We start from the raw sequence: 17,801 nt of genomic DNA on the forward strand, positions 1-17,801 counted from the left end.
CAATACCGGCATGAACGACATTACGGATCGGCTTGTTAGTATTACCGTCGACGATATCGCCTAGTTTTTTGCCTACAAATTCCTTGTCAAATCAGGCGGATAGCATGGTTAGAGAAGGGTTAGTAATCCACACATACTCTTTGCTTGAATAGTCGGCATTTGACAGGATATTAATGACGGCGTTCTGCGCTTGCTGGCGATTGAGTTCCCCCGATATTTCTTTTCGCTCAAATTGGGCAACAATATCTGAAGTAAATCGGATGTGTTCGATGATCCTCTCTTTGTGGGTGTTAAATAAAAGACCTTCTATCTTTTGAAATTCCATCCACCTAAAGGCGATAACCACCGAGATCAATAATATGAGAATTGAAAAAAGAACTGTGTTTGAGCTTTTATGTAATTTGAGCATTGTTATTGTTTTAGTTGAACTAACAAGGAGGGGAAGATTACTTTTTGAATCCGATGGCGAAAAGACACCAATATGGCGCATCGATCGCAAATTCTTATATTTTTACTCTTAATTATCACTTTGGGTAATAAATGAGTGCGTCATTGCCGTTGAGTGATTAAGTCGTTGTTATGGTTGGTGTTGCGTGCCATTTGCCTGGTCAATGTTATGGTGGGGGGAAATGACAGAAAATAAAAAAGCCATCCCGAAGGATGGCTTTGTCGTTAGGGATGTAAATAAACAGGATTAGCTTTCAGCAACCATGTTGCTCTGTTGCTTTTTTTTCATCAAGTTATCCGCGATAAGCAGCATTGCTACCGGCACTAGCAGGCCAACAGCTTGGTTCATGACTCCCATGTTGGCAGCAACCCAGTCGATTTTCGAAAACACGAACTGGAGTAGGAAGCCCACACCGGCTGTGACCGTTACTGTGAGGTAAGCATGCAGCTTGGTCACCTTGCTGACGAACAGTGCCCAGAGAGTTGGCATAACCATTGGGCCGACAAATAGGCTGGTGATGCTAACAATCAGCTTCTCGGCGCCGCCAAGGTAAGGAATTGAGATACTGATACAAATAACCAGTAGGCCAAGCATGATAGTCACTAGACGGCCCACATGCAGGATTTGGTTATCCGTTGCTTCCGGGTTGATACGCTTACCATAGAACTCGGTGGTTAATGCGCCCGAGAACACGTTCAGCTCTGACGAGGCCATACTTGCAGTGGCGGCCAGCATTGATGAAACCACAAGGCCTAGCATTCCCACAGGCAGAACTGCCTGAGCCGATAGGATGTAAGCCTGTTCTGGGTTAGCGTTCGGGTTGATGGTGCTGTAGATGATAGGTGGCAGCATCCAAAGCACTGGTGTAATTACGTAAAGTGCACCAAATAGGTAGGCTGCTTTACGGGCATCTTTAGGTGATTCAACACAAAGGTGACGCTGAACGAACGCCCACTCACCACCGACTTTGAACACGTGGACCAGGATCCAGCCTAGGATGAAGATTTGGGTATAGCTGCTGTTGAAGAATGACAGGTGGCCTTCAGGCAGGTTGGCAATGATGTTGTCTGCACCGCCACCTTGGGAGATGATCATCGGCAGGATCAGGCAGACTGATAGCATCAATACCACGAACTGCGTGACGTCCGTCAGTAGTACAGCCCATAGACCACCAAGGAAGGTGTACAGCACGATAACCGTACCCACAATGATGATGAGCCAGTTAACGCTGAAGAAGCCTTCGTCGTTGGCGAACATGTTGTCTGGCGAGAGTGGGATCAGCGAGCTTACAATCACAGAAACCGAGTAAAGGGCAACCGACACACCGATGATGCGGGTGACAATACCCAGCCAGGTGTACATTTGCAGGACGCCCTGACCGTAGCGCTGGCCAACAAACTCGGCAGCAGAGGTTGCACCGGATTCTTTCCACTTACCAGCAAAGAAGTAGCCGGCAATCAGTGCTGCAATACCCATGCTGATACACACGGTGATCGCCACCACACCCAGGCGATAGGCCACGCCACCCCATACCACAAAGGTACCGGCGGAGAACATGGTCATGTAAGCGGAAATGCCTGACATCCACCAAGGTGACTTACCACCGGCAGAGAACATTTCCGAGCTATTGGTCATCCGCTTGGACGACCAATAGCCGATTCCGACCATACCGGCCAGAAAGGCGAAGAGTACGATTACGTCTAAGATGTTCATTATTTCAATCCTGTCTTTTATTAGAATACTTTAACTTCGAAGATCCGGGCACAAGGATCACCGTGGGTTGTGAGTACCGTCAGCTTGATTGCATCGCAGTTCACAGGTTGGGCAAGGTTAATCTTGTTATGTCGTAGGTGGTTATTGTTGATTGCCTGCTGGTGGACAACATGGCCGTCCTGTAGGCATTCGATGCGGTAGTCTTTGACGATTTCCAGCGGGAAGCCCGGGCGCTGCGCGGCCTTGTTCGGTTTGGAAATGGTGATCATGAGCTCGTTTGATAGTTGCGAGTCGAAATTCACGACAACCTCAGAAGCTTGGATTGTCTTACCAAAGTCCAGTGTTAGGCTGGCTTCGCCATTTTCCAGTGGCTCGGACACCCAAAGGTTGTGGTTATCGCCGATGTTGCGCTGGTAGCCGTTGTTTACTTTGCTTGCTTCAAAACCCGCTTGCTCCGAAGAGGCGCTGATCGTTGCCTGCAAGGCAAGGTTTTTCGGGTCGGTATCCTGGATGCCGAACAAGTAGCAGTCGTCTTTGATTAAGCGGTGCTGCAACTCTTTGATTTGGGCATTAACGCCGCGTGGTGTCAGGGATTGTTCGTTAGCGATGGCTGCTGCGGTACCGATGGCTTGGCCAATAACACCACAGGTTGCCATCACGCGGGTAGAGCCGAACGCCATGTGCGAGGCACTGATGTTGCGACCGCCGACAAACAGGTTGTCGATGTTACGCGAGTACAAGCTGCGGTATGGGATCGAGTACATGTCATTGGTTTCAATCCACTTGGTTGGCGATTCTTTGCTCTTCAGGCCGTCTTTCACATGCATGTCCATCGGCCAGCCGCCATAGGCAACGGTGTCTTCGAACACGCGAGCACCAAATAGGTCGTTGGCGTTTAACACATAGTCGCCCAAGATGCGGCGGCTATCGCGCTTGCCCGGCAACATGCCTACCCAGTCGAGCACATAGTTGTCGGCACCGTGATCGCCACCGTTTTTGATGTGATCCCAGATGCCGTACACGGCTTTAAGCAGTTCGTCGCGGATCACCTCGCCATCTTTGGTGGTGTCGAGTTCGGTGCCGCCAAGTTCGATCCACCAGTAGCCGGCAGTAATGTCTCTATGGCTGCGGTCTTTAAGATCGTCTTCGGTGTAGGTGTTGGCCCATTCAGGCTTCTTGAATGGGACTGGGTAGCCCATGTCCTTCGATTCGAACATCAGGGTGTTGCCCATCATTACGTTATCCGCCTGCGCTGGCGCCAACTCTTCGTCGTACTCATGGCGGGCTTCACGGCCAGTGCGGATATCGGCACCCGCTCGTAGTGAAAGTACGGCATCGCCCGAAGTATCAATGAAGTTGTTGGCAAAGAACTCAAAACGGCGTTCGGTGGTCGTCTGCTCTGCCTTGATGGAGACGATGCGGTTTCCGTCCATCTCCACTTCGGTCATATGGGTGTTGAGGAACAAGTCCAGGTTGTCTTGGAATGTCACTTTTTCCCAAAGCACGGTGTCGAGTACCGAGAAGGAGTGCTGTGGGTTGATCAAGCGGTTATCAAGCAAGATCTCCTCGACGATCCCTGTTTCGCGGGCATTTTGCTTACTCGCATGATAATCCGCACCGCAGATGTGCATACGAACTTCTGAGCTGGCGTTCCCCCCTAAAACAGAACGGTTTTGCAGCAGGGCTACCTTGGTGCCGTGGCGAGCTGCTGCCAGTGCGGCGCAAACTCCTGAAATGCCACCACCAACAATAACAACTTCATACTGGCGGGATTCAAACGTGTAATTCATGGCTTTTACTCTTCGCTTACTTAACGTTTAACCACTTGCTTAAGCGGTTAAGCAACTTGTGCAAATCATAAGCGCAGAAATCTGGCGTGAAAATATTTTCGCGCTGAAAATGTGATCAAAGTGGACTTATTCAGGTGGGCTCTGTGCGCTGGCTCATACTTCGGTATAATGCAACACGCAATGATGCACATAGTGAAAAGGGCAGCGAATAGCCCTGAGAGCAGCATGATGTTTCTAATAGTTGGGAGAGTTTGATGGCTGCGACATTAAGCGATATCGCTAAGCTAGCAGGCGTATCGGCCGTCACCGTGTCATATGTCTTGAATAATAAAAACCGAGTCAGTGACGCAACGAAAGCGAAAGTACTTGAGGCTGCTAAATCTTTGAATTACGTACCAAATAGGGCGGCAAAGATGTTGGCGAGTAAATCGACCAAGCATATTTGTTTGGTGATATCAGGACCGGATTACGAGTATTTGACCAACCCGTATATCTACAAGCTGGTAAACGGGATTGGGGCAACACTGGAAAAGCAAGGCTACGAGCTGACCTTGCGAATGGCAACCGCCGACAACGAACGTGCTTTTATCCAAGGTGAATTGAACTCCAACTTGTATGACGGCGTATTGGTTTGGGGTACGCGAATGGATGATGAATCCTTCTTGTCCCTGTTTAATCAACGTAAGCCGTTAGTTTCGATTGCCCGTGACCATGACTCGTCGGAAGTAAATGCTGTACTGGTTGAGCACTACCAATCTGCATACCGAATGACGGAATACCTTATCCAGTCGGGCCATAAAAAGATTATGTTCCTTGGCCGCTTGGAAGCCATGAAAGCGACCCGTGATCGTTTTGAAGGTTATCGCCAAGCCTTGCTGGATAATGGCATTGAGTTTTTGGACGAGTGGGCATTTGCTGCCGACTATTACCAGGAAGATGCGTACCGGATTGTGGCTGAGATGGAAAACATCGACTTCGATGCCATTTTTGCTGGCTCCGATTTGATGGCCATCGGCGCAATGAAGGCATTGCTCGAGAAAGGGTTGTCGATTCCGCAAGATGTGGCGGTGGCTGGGTTCGATAACATTCCAAATAGCGATATGCTGCCGGTAAGCCTGACCACGGTAGATACCCCAATTTACAAGCTGGGCGAGCAATCGGCAGACATGCTGATCAGCATCATCGAAGACAAAGAGACCGAGCGCAAGCTTGAGCTTGGTACCGAGTTGATGATCAGGGCATCGGCCTAGTTAGGATTCAGTAATAGGTGCAGGATTAGCCTGGCCTATTACTGAAAAACTGATGCACTTACCTAGAAACGTGCTTTTTCGCAGGTGCGCTCACCTATGCTGTGGTTAGCTTGTTGCTAAGGATAGCTTGGTGCTTGAGTTGCAGCTCCTTTGACATTGATTGTGCCGTGATCCGCATGCCTTTTTGTTCCAGCCCAACTAACAACTGTACACGCAAGTCTTCCGCCCTTTGCTCCAGTGCCCGGCGCTGGTGGTGTCCTTCCGGGAACTCGGCAGCCTTTTCATAGCAGCCAACGACAGATTTAAACAAGTGAGATTCAAAGCTACTGCGCTCTTGAGGCTTGATGGTGCGGGATTCGTCCACTTCACCGTTGGCTTTACGGCGATTCCAGTCTTGGATTTGGTTTTCGGCAATTAGATCAAAAACACTCATAGTCTTAACTTTTGTGTGGGGTTGTTGCGACCATCTTATTTGAGTTGGTTGAACTGATGCTGAAAATTCACGGTGGAAATGTATCCAATTGTATCTGTTTGAGTGATGTATTTGCTTTTGGGTATAACTACCGTCATTGTTTTTTCCAAAAAAGAGTGAACGAAACGAATAGATTTTTGTTAAATAGCAGGTTTTAACATTCACCTGACATAGTGGTGTTTAAAAGCATTATTTCTTGGTGGTATTATTCGCGCAAAATTAACCTATGTTATTTAACATTTTTAATGTTCGGGCACTGCTATAGCCGCAGTGCATATTTATTTTTCATTTAGTTGAGTTGTATTAATGAAAAGCCAAGGGTTTACCCTTATTGAGTTGGTAGTTGTTATTACCTTACTCGGTATATTATCTGCCACCGCGGCACCAAAATTTCTTGATGTACAGTCTGATGCCCGAGTTGCCGTTTTGGATGGCCTGAAAGGGGCAATCCAAGGCGCGGATGGTATTGTGCAAGGTAAGGCAATCATCAACGGGCTAGACCACGAAGATCATGAGATGCTTGGCCCTGAGCATGGTATTAACCCTACCTTATCGATTGTGTATGGCCATATCCATATGGTGAAAAGCAATGTAGATGTTGCAAAGCCATTTAATACGGATCTTAGGTCAGTTGACTTAACTCATTTAATTCCTGATTTTGACACGATAAGTGGCGTCGCTTTTTATCATGGTGACGAGAAAACAGATATAGAGGTCGCTAATTCTAAATGTTTTCTTTTTACGGCTAACGGACCAGAAAGCGGCGAATTATTATTCGATGTAGAAACTTCTGGCTGTTAATTGAGCGTCGTGGTTGTATTTGACTCGATAAAATTGAATTGAAGTCAGAGTTAATAGAGCTATTGCCAAATATTGAGTTGAAAAAAAACCGAACATGGTTATCCATGTTCGGTTTTTTATTTAAGTGTTATTAATTTCATACGTTGCTACAAACTGATTAACGGCACATTCAATCGCAACGCGCCGGGTCTGCTCATCAGGAGCCGGGGTATGTGCCAATAATTGCGGCCAGAATGCGATGGACTTTAGGCTGGCGATGAACTGCTCCGAGGCAACGTGCGGGTATTCAACCTTCAGGCGGCCAGCTGCCGCACCTTGCTCAATCCATTTGCTTAAGCCATAGCATCCATCGAGCGGTTCGAACTTTTCCATCATTAGCTTGGCAAGCTGCTGCGAGCGGATACATTCGCTCATTACAACACGGGCCAGTGCCAAAAAGCATGGGCTGCAAAGTAGTTCGATTTCTTTTTCTGCCAACAAGGTGAGCTGCGCTCTGACTGTCTGCTCTGGGTCGAAGGGGATGTCGCTAAGCACCTTCACATTCGACAACATGCGCTCGACAATCACACTAAACAGGCTCTCTTTGGTTGGATAATACTTGTAAAGGGTGCGTTTTGAGACTTCAGCCTTTTTGGAAATCGCCTCCATACTGGCCTGATCTAGCCCTTTTTCAGAAAAAATTTCTATTGCTGCGCAAATGATGTTTTCTTGTTTAATTTCAGCCACTTTTACCATGTTAATTATCCAATTTGCTCAGCATGTAGAATTAAAAAGTAAACGAGTGTGTTTACTTTTGGCGAATCAAGGTTATGATTAAAAGTATACACCATTGTTTACTTTTGAGGCTAGCAGCAAATGAACACTACTCTTAAAGCATCTTTCATCGCGGTTCTTGGCGCTTTGGGAATCACTGCCTTTGGCGGGGGTGATGTCGACGGCAGTTTGGTGCAAAGCGAAGACATCCGCCAAGCGCGCATTGCCCAGTCGCCTCAATTTGTAGACGGAAAGGTGATCACCCGCATGCCGGCGGTACAGGCTGACGAAGGAATGCTATCGGTCATGTGGAAATTCTTCATGCAGCGCGACCAATATAAGCCTAACCAGCCGCTGCAATATCAAGCGGTAGATACCAACCTGCTTGCTACGCCAAGTGATGCGGTGCGAGTGACATGGCTGGGACACTCATCGTTGTTCATTGAAGCAGCTGAAACGCGAATGCTGATTGATCCCGTTTTCGAATATGCTTCACCGTCAATGTTTTCACGCTTGTTCTCGCGCAACGTTGATGCGCCAGTCAGCCGTGAAGACTTGCCAACGCCGGACGTTATTTTGATTTCCCATGACCACTACGATCACCTGGAAGAGTCAACAGCCCGTTACTATGCCAATAAAGATGTGATGTTTTATGTTCCGCTTGGGGTTGGACGCCATTTAGAAAAGTGGGGTGTGAAGCCGCAAAACATCAGCGAATTTGACTGGTGGGAAAGCCAGGTGATTAACTCGGTACGTATAACCGCTGCCCCTGCCAACCATAACTCAGGCCGCGGCTTGTTCGATAGCAATACAACCCTGTGGGCTTCTTGGGCAATCCAAGCGGAAGCGGGGAGCATTTTCTATAGTGGCGATTCTGCTTACGGCGAACACTTCAAAGAGATCGGCCAGAAGTTGGGGCCATTTGATATGACCTTTATCGAAGTGGCGGCGAATGTTAAAGATGGCAAAGGCTACCCGGTGGAAGGGTGGGGTCATATGCAGGCTGCCCACACCATGCAGGCACACCTTGATGTCGGTGGCGATAAGCTGTTCCCGGTACACTGGTCAACGTTCGAGTTGTTTTTGCACCAGTGGGATGAGCCGGTCAACGACTTGATCGAAGAGGCGCTAGCCCATCAGGTCGAGTTGGTAACGCCTTTGATTGGCCAGTCGTTGGATATGTCACAGCCGATCCGCACCACTTACTGGTGGCAGGGTAGCGAGCAATGGCAAGCCAGCTCCGATGCGGCCCAATTTGTTTATCGAGCCGAACAGTAACTAGTTTGGCATTACGCTAAGCTACTGTGGAAATTGAGGGTAACGGGGTGACGGTGATTTTATCCGCCCGGTTGCCTTCGATTTTTGCCACTTCAAAGTACCACCCTTCCCATTCATAGCTGTCGCCAACAGCGGGCAGCCGGCTCAGGCACCACATGAGCATACCGCTTAGGGTATGGTAGCCATGTTGGCTTTCGTCGGGCAGGGTGTCGATTTCAAGCAGATCTTTCATCACTGAAATTGGGATCAGCCCGTCCATAAGCCAACTGCCGTCGTCTTGCTCTAGCGACCATACATCTTCCGGCGCTCGGGTTTTAAATTCGCCCGTCAAGGCTTCCAATAGGTCTTTTGGGGTCACAATCCCTTGGATATCACCGTATTCATCCACCACAAATACCATGTTGTCGCCCGACTCGCGAAAGTGTGCCAATAGCTGGCAACCCGTCCAGTTTTCTGGGATGTAAACCGGTGGCAGCAAGTAATGCTCAATGGGGTTTCTTGGCCTTGCAAGGTGGTATTGAAGCAGGAGCTTCGTGGTGATCACACCTTTTGGGGCGTCTATATTGCCCTGAATAACAGGAAAGTGCTGGTGGCTGGCAGCCGCCAGATAGTTGAGGTTACTTTCAATGGGCTTGTTGAGATCCATTGCAATGATTTCACTGCGAGGGGTCATGAACGAGGTTACCTTGCGATCATCAAAATGAAAGACGTTTTTGACCATGGCATGTTCATGCTTCTCGATAACGCCACTTTGGGTACTTTCGGCCAGGATCGCCTTTATATCGTCTTCGGTAAAGGCATCGCTTTGCTCGTTGCTATGGCGCCGACTCACTAGGCTCAGAAGGCATTCGGTCGATGCGGCCAGCAATAAAACAAATGGGCGCGATAGGCTGGCAAGCACTGACAGTGGGCGCGAAATGAGGCAAGCCACGTTTTCTGGGTTGAGTTGGGCAAGGCGCTTGGGAACCAACTCGCCAACCACGATCGATAAATAAGTAATGCTGACCACAACAATGGTTGTGGCTGAAACAGAACTGACTTTTTCGCTAACCCCCAATTGTTGCAGATAATCAGCCAGTGGTGCTGCAAGGGCGGCTTCGCCAAAAATGCCATTGAGTAGCCCGATAGCAGTAATGCCGATTTGTACGGTGGACAGGAACCGGGTGGGTTCCTTGCCCAGAGTTAAGGCACTTGCCGCGCCTTTGTCACCGTTGTTCGCCAGCTTTTCCAACCGGTTTTTTCGGGCGGTAACTAAGGCAATTTCCGACATGGCAAATACGCCGTTTAGTAGTATTAGGCCAGTCAAGATAAGCACATCCATGAGGTTCTCCTTCGTGCTAGGGGTAACTATCCCAACTGGTTTTTGACTGGGTACAGTTAGGCTTTGGGTAAAAATTAGGTTCTAGGTGTCGCTAGGATTTGGGTAATAGCCAGATTCTGGGTAATAACCAGATTTTGGGTATTACCAAGCTCTGGCGGATAACAGCCCAGAACATAGCGAGTTGAGACGACGAAGAACATGGAGAAATATTGATAGTGATCAGCAGTGATTTTGCTTGAATTGCCATGGCTGGGCTGAAGTAAGATAATGCGGCTATTAACGGGATTGATAAGAAATGGTGAGTGGAGTTCTTGATGCAAGCAAACATGACATTTTCAACCGAGCGCTTGGTGGCTGCAACGTTAGATCGCGTAATGCCTGGGATACAAAGCGAAATCACCACGATGTTCACCGAGCCGGTGAGCCGCTACTTGCCACCCTCATGCCAGCAACTCCATACGGCTGAAGCGGTTGACCATTGGCTTGATGAGATGGAGAAAACCGGTGCAGTGCTAAGGTTGGTGCTACAGAATCAACCCGTTGGTTATCTCTTTGTTTTTCCTGAACCGAACCAATGCTACCGAGTGGGCTATGTATTGGCTGAAGCATGCTGGGGCAAGGGGTTGGCGACGGAAGCCATGCAAGGGTTGATTACTTATTTACGGAACAATGATCAAGGCGCTTCATTTATTGCCGGGGTGGAAGCTGACAACAAAGGCTCTGTAAATGTATTGGTCAAGCTTGGCTTCTCTTTCGGCTATACAGAGCAAGACGTCGATTACTATCAGCTGTAAGAAGCAAGTAATAAAGAGTAAGTAGGCGGGGCGCTATCGCCTAAGGTGCCCCGTTTTCACCAAGATCACTGTTTCTTGCTCCACATAAGGGAAGTGCTCGCTTTTGTCGGGACTGCGAAGCCAGGTTCCCTTGGGATATTCACCAAACTCATCGCGAAACTCACCGGATAGCACCAGTATCTCTTCACCACCCAGATGCTGGTGGGGTTGGAAACGCTCCCCGGCCGGCCATTTTACCAGTGCGGTATTTTCGCCGCCAAAATGATGCAAGGGCATGACCATCAAGCCACCAATGCCCTGCTGCCACGGTGTTTCTAACGTATTGATCCTGATTTGTTCGAGATCATTGGCATCGAATTGGTTGAGCTTGACGAAAATGGTACAACCTTCTTTGCTGAACGGGGCGTGTTGGCTACCAGGCGGATTGCGGATATAGGTGCCAGGACCAAAGTGACCGGTTTCATCAGAAAAGACACCATCAAGAACGAGGATCTCTTCCCCGTAAGGGTGGGGGTGGGCTGAGAATACCGAGCCAGCATCATACCTGACAATACTGGTTGTATGGCCAGACTCTTTGGCCTCGCGCTCAAGGGGTTTGCGCCAGACGCCTGCCATTGGACTCGGTTGCCAAGACATCGCTTCTGTGTCTATGCTGAGTCGTTGTTGAAAATCCATGTTGAGCATACATTGTCTTCCTATATACGTTTTTTTGTTTGCCTTTCAGTGATTTCTTCCTTGCTCGGCAAGGCGCTGATCAACCATTTTTCGGTACCAGCGGGACAAGCGGGTTTTGATAAACGGTATGCTTATCACCCAAGCCAGTGGGCGAAAATACCAAACTTGCTTAAATAACAGAATATAGGCATCGAGTTCTTTGTAAATATGGCCGTCTTCAGCCATGACATGCAATTCTTTGATTGCTAAGTATGGGTCGATGCCCAAGGACTTCAAGTACGCCTCTTTCCCCGTGATGTCGTACCAACATACATGGTGTTGCGGGCCCAGCTTTCGTTCAAACCAGTCCCGGTCTTTCACGCAGCTGGGGCAAGCGCCATCATAGAAAATCGTCAATACACCCTTTGTCATGGTGACAGCCTTGGCTTTTCCATCTTATTAAAGTGTAGGGGATGAGTTGGCAATGAAAGGAAAATCAAAGGCGAGAGGGCGACTCCCGCCTAGGTGTTGGTGGTCTTAACGGGGTTGTTGTTGACTAGTTAAGCTCATTACAGTTCGTCGAATACCGGCTCTTTCTTCTTCAAGCCATCATGGGTGCCAATGTAGAGCAGGTTTTGTTCACCCAATCCGCGCATAAAAAAGGACATACATAGAGGGCATTGCAGTTTTTCCTGACCGGGTGTGGCAAGGGACTTTTCATGCCAGTGGCGTCTTACTCGCTTTAGTCCGCCGTTGTATTGGCACTCTGGACACGTAATAGGTACTTTCATATCAGTCCTCCTCTGACCGCTCTGCACTGGTTAGAACTTAACCAGTTTTTATATGCTATAAATTGATATGCATCATTATTGGTTATGGATTTCATGGTGATGTAACACCAAATTCAATAACTGGGACAGCAGTCGTATCGGGCTGATATGCGGGGTAACGCTGGGTTACAAACTGACATGCTTGGTAAGGAAATGTAATTGTATTTCAGTGAGATGCAACCACCGCTGGGGATCGACTTTTAGCAAAATGCCGCTTGTAATAAGCGGCATTTCATCTTGAAGACTATTTGTATCGTTAACTCAAGAACAAAGGGCCTCTAACCAGCCAACCCCCCTTCGGTTAACTTCAGCGGGCTTAGTAAACTTTCCAGCGTGGTGCGGTCAAGTTCGGTTTGCTCTTCGGCAACATCAATAATAGGCCTCCCTTCTTTGTAGGCTTGCTTGGCGATTTCTGCGGCCTTCAAGTAGCCAATCACGGGGTTGAGGGCCGTCACGAGGATCGGGTTGCGATCAAGGGCCTTAGCGAGGTTATCATTGCGCACCGTGAAGGTTGCAATTGCCTTGTCGGCCAGAGCGACGGAGCTATTGGTAATCAGCTCGATACTCTCGATTAAATTATGGGCAATGACTGGCAACATCACATTGAGCTGGAAGTTACCCGATTGGCCGGCCACGGTAATGGTTGCATCGTTCCCGATGACTTGGGCGGCGGCCATTGCGGCGGCTTCCGGTATTACCGGGTTTACTTTACCTGGCATAATCGATGAGCCTGGTTGTAATCCTTGCAGCTCAATTTCCCCAAGACCGGCAAGTGGCCCGGAGTTCATCCATCTTAGATCGTTGGCAATCTTCATGATTGCGACAGCAGCCGTTTTTAATTGGCCTGATAGCGCAACGATGGCATCTTGGCTGCTGAGGTTGAAAAAGAAATTGTCGCTTGAGGTAAATTGTATTTTGGTCGACTGGCTAAGGTTATCGGCAAACGCCGCCGCAAAGCGAGGGTCGGCATTAATACCTGTGCCAACGGCGGTTCCGCCCTGGGCAAGGGCTTTCACTGCCAGTAGCTGCTGCTGAATCCCCTGCTTGGCATGCTCAATCTGGTACTGCCAGCTACTCAGCTCTTGATCAAAGGTGATGGGCATGGCGTCCATCAGGTGGGTGCGCCCAGTTTTCACTTCGTGGCCTACTGCATCACGTTTTGCCTGCAAGGTTTGTATAAGGTGATTCAACGCTGGCATAAGCTGATTTTCCACCGCTAAGGCAGCGCTAACCTGAATCGCTGTCGGAATGACATCGTTACTGCTTTGGCCCATATTGACATGATCGTTAGGGCTAACTGTATTACCCAGCTTCTGGCTTGCTAGTGTTGCAATGACTTCATTGGCATTCATGTTTGAGCTGGTACCGGAACCCGTCTGAAAGACATCAACAGGGAACTGATCCAAATGGTTACCATCAATAATGGCTTGGGCTGCTTCATCGATGGCTTCGGCAATATCGCCCTCTAATAAGCCTAACTGGGCATTGGTTAGCGCTGCTGTTTGTTTAATATGTGCCAAAGCATGGATAAACGCCTTCGACATGGTATGTTCGCTGAACTTGAAGTTATCCACTGCACGTTGTGTTTGGGCTTGGTAAAGGGCATCTTCGGGAACGCGAACCTCACCCATACTATCGGTTTCGATTCTGAAGGCGTTTGTTGTCATAACTATTTATTCCTTTATTTAGTCTAATGGGGCCTGAAGACGTTGTAAGCGTTGTTGCAGAAGTGAATAGCGTTGCCTGCCGCCATCGAATTGTTCATAAAAACGTTTTAATTGGATGAGGGGGCTATGTAAGCTGTCGAGGCAAACACGCCTGAAAATCATGCTTCGAGTGGGATCTTCGATAGCTTCAATAAGGGTAAAGTACACGCGTCTTAAAGTGAGTTCGCACAGCAATACATTAGCTTGTTGGGCTTTGGGTTCGTGACTTGAGGCAAGCAGCAGACCACTATGGATGAAGCTATAAATGATATCCGGTTCAAACCCCCTACTGGGCGTTTGGTGGTCATTAAACCTGTCGAGCGCTTTGAAAAAATCAGCATAAAGAGCCGCGTTCTGTGAAGCCATCGTGCTTATCCCTTTCCTATTTGGTAATGATAATTATTATCAAATGATCTGGTTAATGACAACGTTTCTGTTAATGGCTTGTGATAAAGCAGCTGAAATTATTAAGCGTGAGGATATAAATGGTCACTAATTAAAGTTATACCTATCGATACAATAGAAATAATTAATTATACCTATTGATGTTTTGGTCGTAGCCTTAAGGCATACCCCAAGGAGGTGTCTCATGACCAACAAAACATTAACTCAGGCAAACGGTGCGCCGGTAACAGATAACGACAACAGCTTAACTGCTGGCGCACGAGGCCCTATTTTACTGCAAGACACATGGTTACTTGAAAAGCTTGCCCATTTTGATCGCGAACGTATTCCAGAGCGTGTTGTTCACGCCAAAGGCTCTGCCGCATTCGGTACTTTTACCGTTACCCACGACATTACTCGCTATACCAAGGCTGATATTTTCTCTGAAGTTGGCAAGCAGACCGATGCGCTGCTGCGTTTCTCGACGGTGGCGGGCGAGAAGGGCGCCGCCGATGCCGAGCGCGATGTACGTGGCTTTGCCCTGAAATTCTATACCGATGAAGGTAACTGGGATTTGGTGGGTAACAATACCCCGGTGTTCTTTGTCCGTGATCCGCTCAAGTTCCCTGATTTTATCCATACCCAAAAACGCGATCCGAAAACCAACCTACGCAGTGCCGAAGCGGCATGGGATTTTTGGTCTCGCCATCCTGAATCACTGCATCAGATTGTTATCTTGTTCAGCGATCGTGGTATCCCAACCGACTACCGCCATATGAACGGCTACGGTAGCCACACTTTTAGTTTTATCAACCGCGACAACGAACGCTTCTATGTGAAGTTCCACTTCAAGACCCAGCAGGGCCATCGTTATTACAGCGATGACGAAGCGGCGAAGGTCATGGGGAAAACCCGAGAATCCGCCCAGGCCGATTTGTTTATCAATATCGAGGAAGGCAACTTCCCGCGCTGGGATGTGAAAGTTCAAGTGATGACCGAGGCGCAAGCCGAGCAGTATCAGATCCATCCGTTCGACATTACCAAGGTATGGCCGCACGGCGATTTCCCACTCCATGATGTGGGTGTGCTGGAGCTTAACCGCAACCCCGAAAACTATTTCGCTGAGGTGGAGCAGGCAGCGTTTACCCCTGCCAATGTGGTACCGGGGATCGGATACTCGCCGGACAGGTTGTTGCAAGGCCGCCTGTTCTCGTACGGCGACACCCAGCGTTACCGCTTGGGGATCAACCACGGCCAGCTGCCTGTTAACCGACCAAAGTCAGACGTGAATACCTCCCATCGCGATGGAGCAATGCGTGCTGATGGTAATGGTGGCGGCCAGCCAAACTATGCGCCGAACCATCATGGTAGCTACCAACCTACCCATGATCAGGAGCCACCGCTGAAGCTGGAAAAAGAAGCACTTCATTTCGACTTCCGCGACTATGACGATGACTACTACACCCAGCCGGGCAACCTGTACCGCATTATGGATGCAGGGCAACAACAACGGTTAGTGGCTAATATTGTCGCTTCGCTGGGCGATGTGAAATCAGAGCAAATCAAGCGTGATCAGCTCGCCCATTTCTTGAAAGTGGACGAGAAGCTGGGCAAGGCATTGGCCGACGCGCTGGCGATTGAGCTGTAGTTTTTAATTGCACTGAATAAGAAAACGGCCTGAGTATGACTCAGGCCGTTTTGTTTCGTGGGTGCTAGCTGCTCAGCTTCGAATCCGTTTAAAAACGAATTTGATACACGTTGGATTTATCTTGGCTGCCACTGTGCTCGATGTTCAGTTCAGAACCTTCGGCAAAGTCGGCCAGCTTTTGCGGGTCATTTTTGGCTTCGAAGCGATAGGTTTTGCCTTTTTCGCCTACTAGGTGCCAGTTGTCGCGAACGGTGATGTTCTGCTCTGGTTGGGCGAGGTAGGCTTGCAGTACGTCTCGGCTGTTTGGTGAGTCGATGTCGATAAACTCACGACCGAGTTTCATTTCCCTTGCAAAGAACGGTGCGTAGCTGCTGGCAATGATCACGAAAGTATCATCGGCTTTCACTGGCTGGCCTTGGTAGGTGATGTTCTCGATGCGGCCTTCACCATCGGCAATCTTGTTACCGAATTGATTGTAGGTTGATGGCTTGGTGAGGTTGATATCGTAATCAATGCCGTCAATGGTGTAGTAAAGGAAGGTCAGCGAGTCGGGTTTAACAATCTCGTTGCCTGCTGCGGTTGGCTCGGCATACATAGCCGCCGACATTTCCAGCCATTCTTTGACTTCCGCACCGGTAATTTCAAGTGCAGCAAGGGTTGAAGAATACACCAGTGAGGCAATATCACGCTTGTTGACGTCGCCCTTGTCGATATCGAGGAAGTAGGCTGGGTCTTTGCGGTGAATGGCCGGCGCCGTCGCTGAAAGTACCTTGTCCGTTGGTTTGATATAAGGCGCTAGGTAGTGCTTTTGCGACTCGCTGACAACTTGGTAAACCGTGTCGTTACCAAGCAGGTTGAAGTCGTTGCTCAAGCCTTGGTTGACCTGACCAACGGTTTTACCGAATGCCTCGATCACCTCATTGTGTTGCTTGTTAATGCAAGCCTCAAGCGGCGCTTTTTGTTCGTCGGTTTCTTCGATTTCGTTGGCTGATACCACAAAGGCACGTCCATCACTCATCTGCCACTGGCCGTCTTGTTGGGTCAGGGTGACATCAACAACGCCAATGTGGTCACCCCACTTGCCGGGTTGGGCAGCTGGCGTGCCTTGGATAAGCCCTTTCTCTATATCGACGTCTTTTAAGTCGGCATAGCGCTGGTGGGGATAGGTATTGTGCGAGTGGCCGAACAGGATGGCATCGACGTTGTCGACCCCTGCAAGGTGCCAAACCATGTCTTCCATTCCATCGGTATATTCATCATCGTTCAAGCCTGAATGGGCAAGGGCGACGACGATATCGGCACCGGCTTTCTTGGCTTCTGCGGCCCATTTTTTTGCATCGGCGAGTTGGTCGGCAATGGTCACTTTACCTTCCAGGTGCTGCCTGTTGAGTTGCATGGTTTGCGGCGGTACCAAGCCAATATAGCCAATGTTGAGGGTGTGTTTGGTACCTTGTTCCGAAACCACTTCACGCGGCACGATCAGGTAGGGTTCGAAGTAGGGCGCTTTGCCGTCTTCGCGGTATACATTGGAGGCAAAGTAAGGGAAGTTGCCGCTGCTGTAGCTAAGCTGCAAGTAATCCAAGCCGTAATCGAAATCGTGGTTGCCGGGCACGGCGACATCGAACTCAAGGGCATTCATGGCGCAGATGATCGGCGATTGGCGGGCATAGGATTCCGGGTTAACGCGGGCTAAGTAATCCCCTAGCGGGTTGCCGACCAGCAGATCGCCGGTATCGGCCAGAAAGCTGTTCTTCACCTCGTTACGGTAGTGCTCTATCTCAGCGACCAATCCAACTAGGCCGTATTTTTGACTGTTTTGGTTGTTGTAGTAGTCAAACTGGCTGATGTAGGAATGGAGATCCGAGGTGCCGATAAATCGGAGTTGCACCTCCTCGCTGTGGGCGATTGGGCTGATGGCCAGCCCTAATGTGAGTGCTGAGATAAACGTTGTTTTCATCC

Annotated in this window: 17 protein-coding genes; 5 read left to right on the forward strand and 12 right to left on the reverse strand. The window is 49.1% G+C overall.

What is annotated here, in order from left to right:
- Positions 1 to 91 precede the first annotated feature (91 nt).
- The 3 genes from C9I98_RS26600 to C9I98_RS24240 all read right to left on the reverse strand — a co-directional run bounded on the left by C9I98_RS26600 (position 92) and on the right by C9I98_RS24240 (position 3,951).
- On the reverse strand, positions 92 to 325 hold the full coding sequence (locus tag C9I98_RS26600) for a cache domain-containing protein (RefSeq protein WP_158262711.1): 234 nt from the start codon (positions 323 to 325) through the stop codon (positions 92 to 94).
- Positions 326 to 694: 369 nt separating this feature from the next.
- On the reverse strand, positions 695 to 2,161 hold the full coding sequence (locus C9I98_RS24235) for a sodium:solute symporter family transporter (RefSeq protein ID WP_051901776.1): 1,467 nt from the start codon (positions 2,159 to 2,161) through the stop codon (positions 695 to 697).
- A gap of 20 nt (positions 2,162 to 2,181) precedes the next feature.
- Positions 2,182 to 3,951, reverse strand: coding sequence for an FAD-dependent oxidoreductase (locus tag C9I98_RS24240; protein WP_107272580.1), 1,770 nt, complete (start codon positions 3,949 to 3,951; stop codon positions 2,182 to 2,184).
- 254 nt (positions 3,952 to 4,205) lie between these two features.
- Between C9I98_RS24240 and C9I98_RS24245 the strand changes: the two genes are divergently transcribed.
- A complete protein-coding gene (locus tag C9I98_RS24245) occupies positions 4,206 to 5,201 on the forward strand; it encodes a LacI family DNA-binding transcriptional regulator (RefSeq protein ID WP_107272581.1) in 996 nt (331 codons plus the stop codon).
- Positions 5,202 to 5,295: 94 nt separating this feature from the next.
- Here C9I98_RS24245 and C9I98_RS24250 read toward each other — a convergent pair whose 3' ends face one another.
- Entirely contained in the window at positions 5,296 to 5,634 is a 339-nt protein-coding gene (locus C9I98_RS24250) for a hypothetical protein (RefSeq protein WP_036823369.1), read from the reverse strand.
- Between the two features lie 345 nt (positions 5,635 to 5,979).
- On the opposite strand from C9I98_RS24250, the gene C9I98_RS27075 reads away from it, so the two are divergent.
- The gene (locus C9I98_RS27075; protein ID WP_051902233.1) at positions 5,980 to 6,474 is read left to right on the forward strand and encodes a pilus assembly FimT family protein; all 495 of its coding nucleotides are present in this window, start codon (positions 5,980 to 5,982) and stop codon (positions 6,472 to 6,474) included.
- 120 nt (positions 6,475 to 6,594) lie between these two features.
- Here C9I98_RS27075 and C9I98_RS24260 read toward each other — a convergent pair whose 3' ends face one another.
- A complete protein-coding gene (locus C9I98_RS24260) occupies positions 6,595 to 7,209 on the reverse strand; it encodes a TetR/AcrR family transcriptional regulator (protein ID WP_036823372.1) in 615 nt (204 codons plus the stop codon).
- A gap of 120 nt (positions 7,210 to 7,329) precedes the next feature.
- On the opposite strand from C9I98_RS24260, the gene C9I98_RS24265 reads away from it, so the two are divergent.
- The gene (locus C9I98_RS24265; RefSeq protein ID WP_107272582.1) at positions 7,330 to 8,505 is read left to right on the forward strand and encodes an MBL fold metallo-hydrolase; all 1,176 of its coding nucleotides are present in this window, start codon (positions 7,330 to 7,332) and stop codon (positions 8,503 to 8,505) included.
- Between the two features lie 16 nt (positions 8,506 to 8,521).
- On the opposite strand, the gene C9I98_RS24270 is transcribed toward C9I98_RS24265, so the two are convergent.
- Positions 8,522 to 9,826 carry a hemolysin family protein gene (locus C9I98_RS24270; protein ID WP_036821276.1) on the reverse strand — a complete coding sequence of 435 codons (1,305 nt, stop codon included), beginning with the start codon at positions 9,824 to 9,826 and terminating at the stop codon, positions 8,522 to 8,524.
- A 314-nt stretch (positions 9,827 to 10,140) separates the two neighbouring features.
- Here C9I98_RS24270 and C9I98_RS24275 point away from each other — a divergent pair, with 314 nt between their 5' ends.
- Complete coding sequence (locus tag C9I98_RS24275; protein WP_036821277.1) at positions 10,141 to 10,620, forward strand: GNAT family N-acetyltransferase; 480 nt, start codon at positions 10,141 to 10,143, stop codon at positions 10,618 to 10,620.
- Positions 10,621 to 10,653: 33 nt separating this feature from the next.
- Here C9I98_RS24275 and C9I98_RS24280 read toward each other — a convergent pair whose 3' ends face one another.
- The 5 genes from C9I98_RS24280 to C9I98_RS24295 all read right to left on the reverse strand — a co-directional run bounded on the left by C9I98_RS24280 (position 10,654) and on the right by C9I98_RS24295 (position 14,176).
- Positions 10,654 to 11,304 (reverse strand): cupin domain-containing protein, encoded by a 651-nt coding sequence (locus C9I98_RS24280; protein WP_036821278.1) that lies wholly within the window; start codon positions 11,302 to 11,304, stop codon positions 10,654 to 10,656.
- A gap of 36 nt (positions 11,305 to 11,340) precedes the next feature.
- On the reverse strand, positions 11,341 to 11,706 hold the full coding sequence (locus C9I98_RS24285; protein ID WP_107272583.1) for a thiol-disulfide oxidoreductase DCC family protein: 366 nt from the start codon (positions 11,704 to 11,706) through the stop codon (positions 11,341 to 11,343).
- A gap of 137 nt (positions 11,707 to 11,843) precedes the next feature.
- Positions 11,844 to 12,065, reverse strand: a complete 222-nt coding sequence (locus tag C9I98_RS26465) for a hypothetical protein (RefSeq protein ID WP_146153903.1) — start codon at positions 12,063 to 12,065, stop codon at positions 11,844 to 11,846.
- A 317-nt stretch (positions 12,066 to 12,382) separates the two neighbouring features.
- Entirely contained in the window at positions 12,383 to 13,771 is a 1,389-nt protein-coding gene (locus C9I98_RS24290; protein ID WP_036825272.1) for a class II fumarate hydratase, read from the reverse strand.
- 18 nt (positions 13,772 to 13,789) lie between these two features.
- A complete protein-coding gene (locus tag C9I98_RS24295; RefSeq protein ID WP_036825276.1) occupies positions 13,790 to 14,176 on the reverse strand; it encodes a hypothetical protein in 387 nt (128 codons plus the stop codon).
- A 223-nt stretch (positions 14,177 to 14,399) separates the two neighbouring features.
- On the opposite strand from C9I98_RS24295, the gene C9I98_RS24300 reads away from it, so the two are divergent.
- On the forward strand, positions 14,400 to 15,842 hold the full coding sequence (locus tag C9I98_RS24300) for a catalase (RefSeq protein ID WP_036821647.1): 1,443 nt from the start codon (positions 14,400 to 14,402) through the stop codon (positions 15,840 to 15,842).
- Positions 15,843 to 15,930: 88 nt separating this feature from the next.
- Here the strand turns inward: C9I98_RS24300 and C9I98_RS24305 are convergent, their stop codons facing one another.
- Entirely contained in the window at positions 15,931 to 17,799 is a 1,869-nt protein-coding gene (locus C9I98_RS24305; RefSeq protein ID WP_107272584.1) for a bifunctional 2',3'-cyclic-nucleotide 2'-phosphodiesterase/3'-nucleotidase, read from the reverse strand.
- Positions 17,800 to 17,801 lie beyond the last annotated feature (2 nt).

Origin of the sequence: Photobacterium sanctipauli, from assembly GCF_003026495.1 — a bacterium.
Classification (GTDB): Bacteria; Pseudomonadota; Gammaproteobacteria; order Enterobacterales; family Vibrionaceae; genus Photobacterium; species Photobacterium sanctipauli.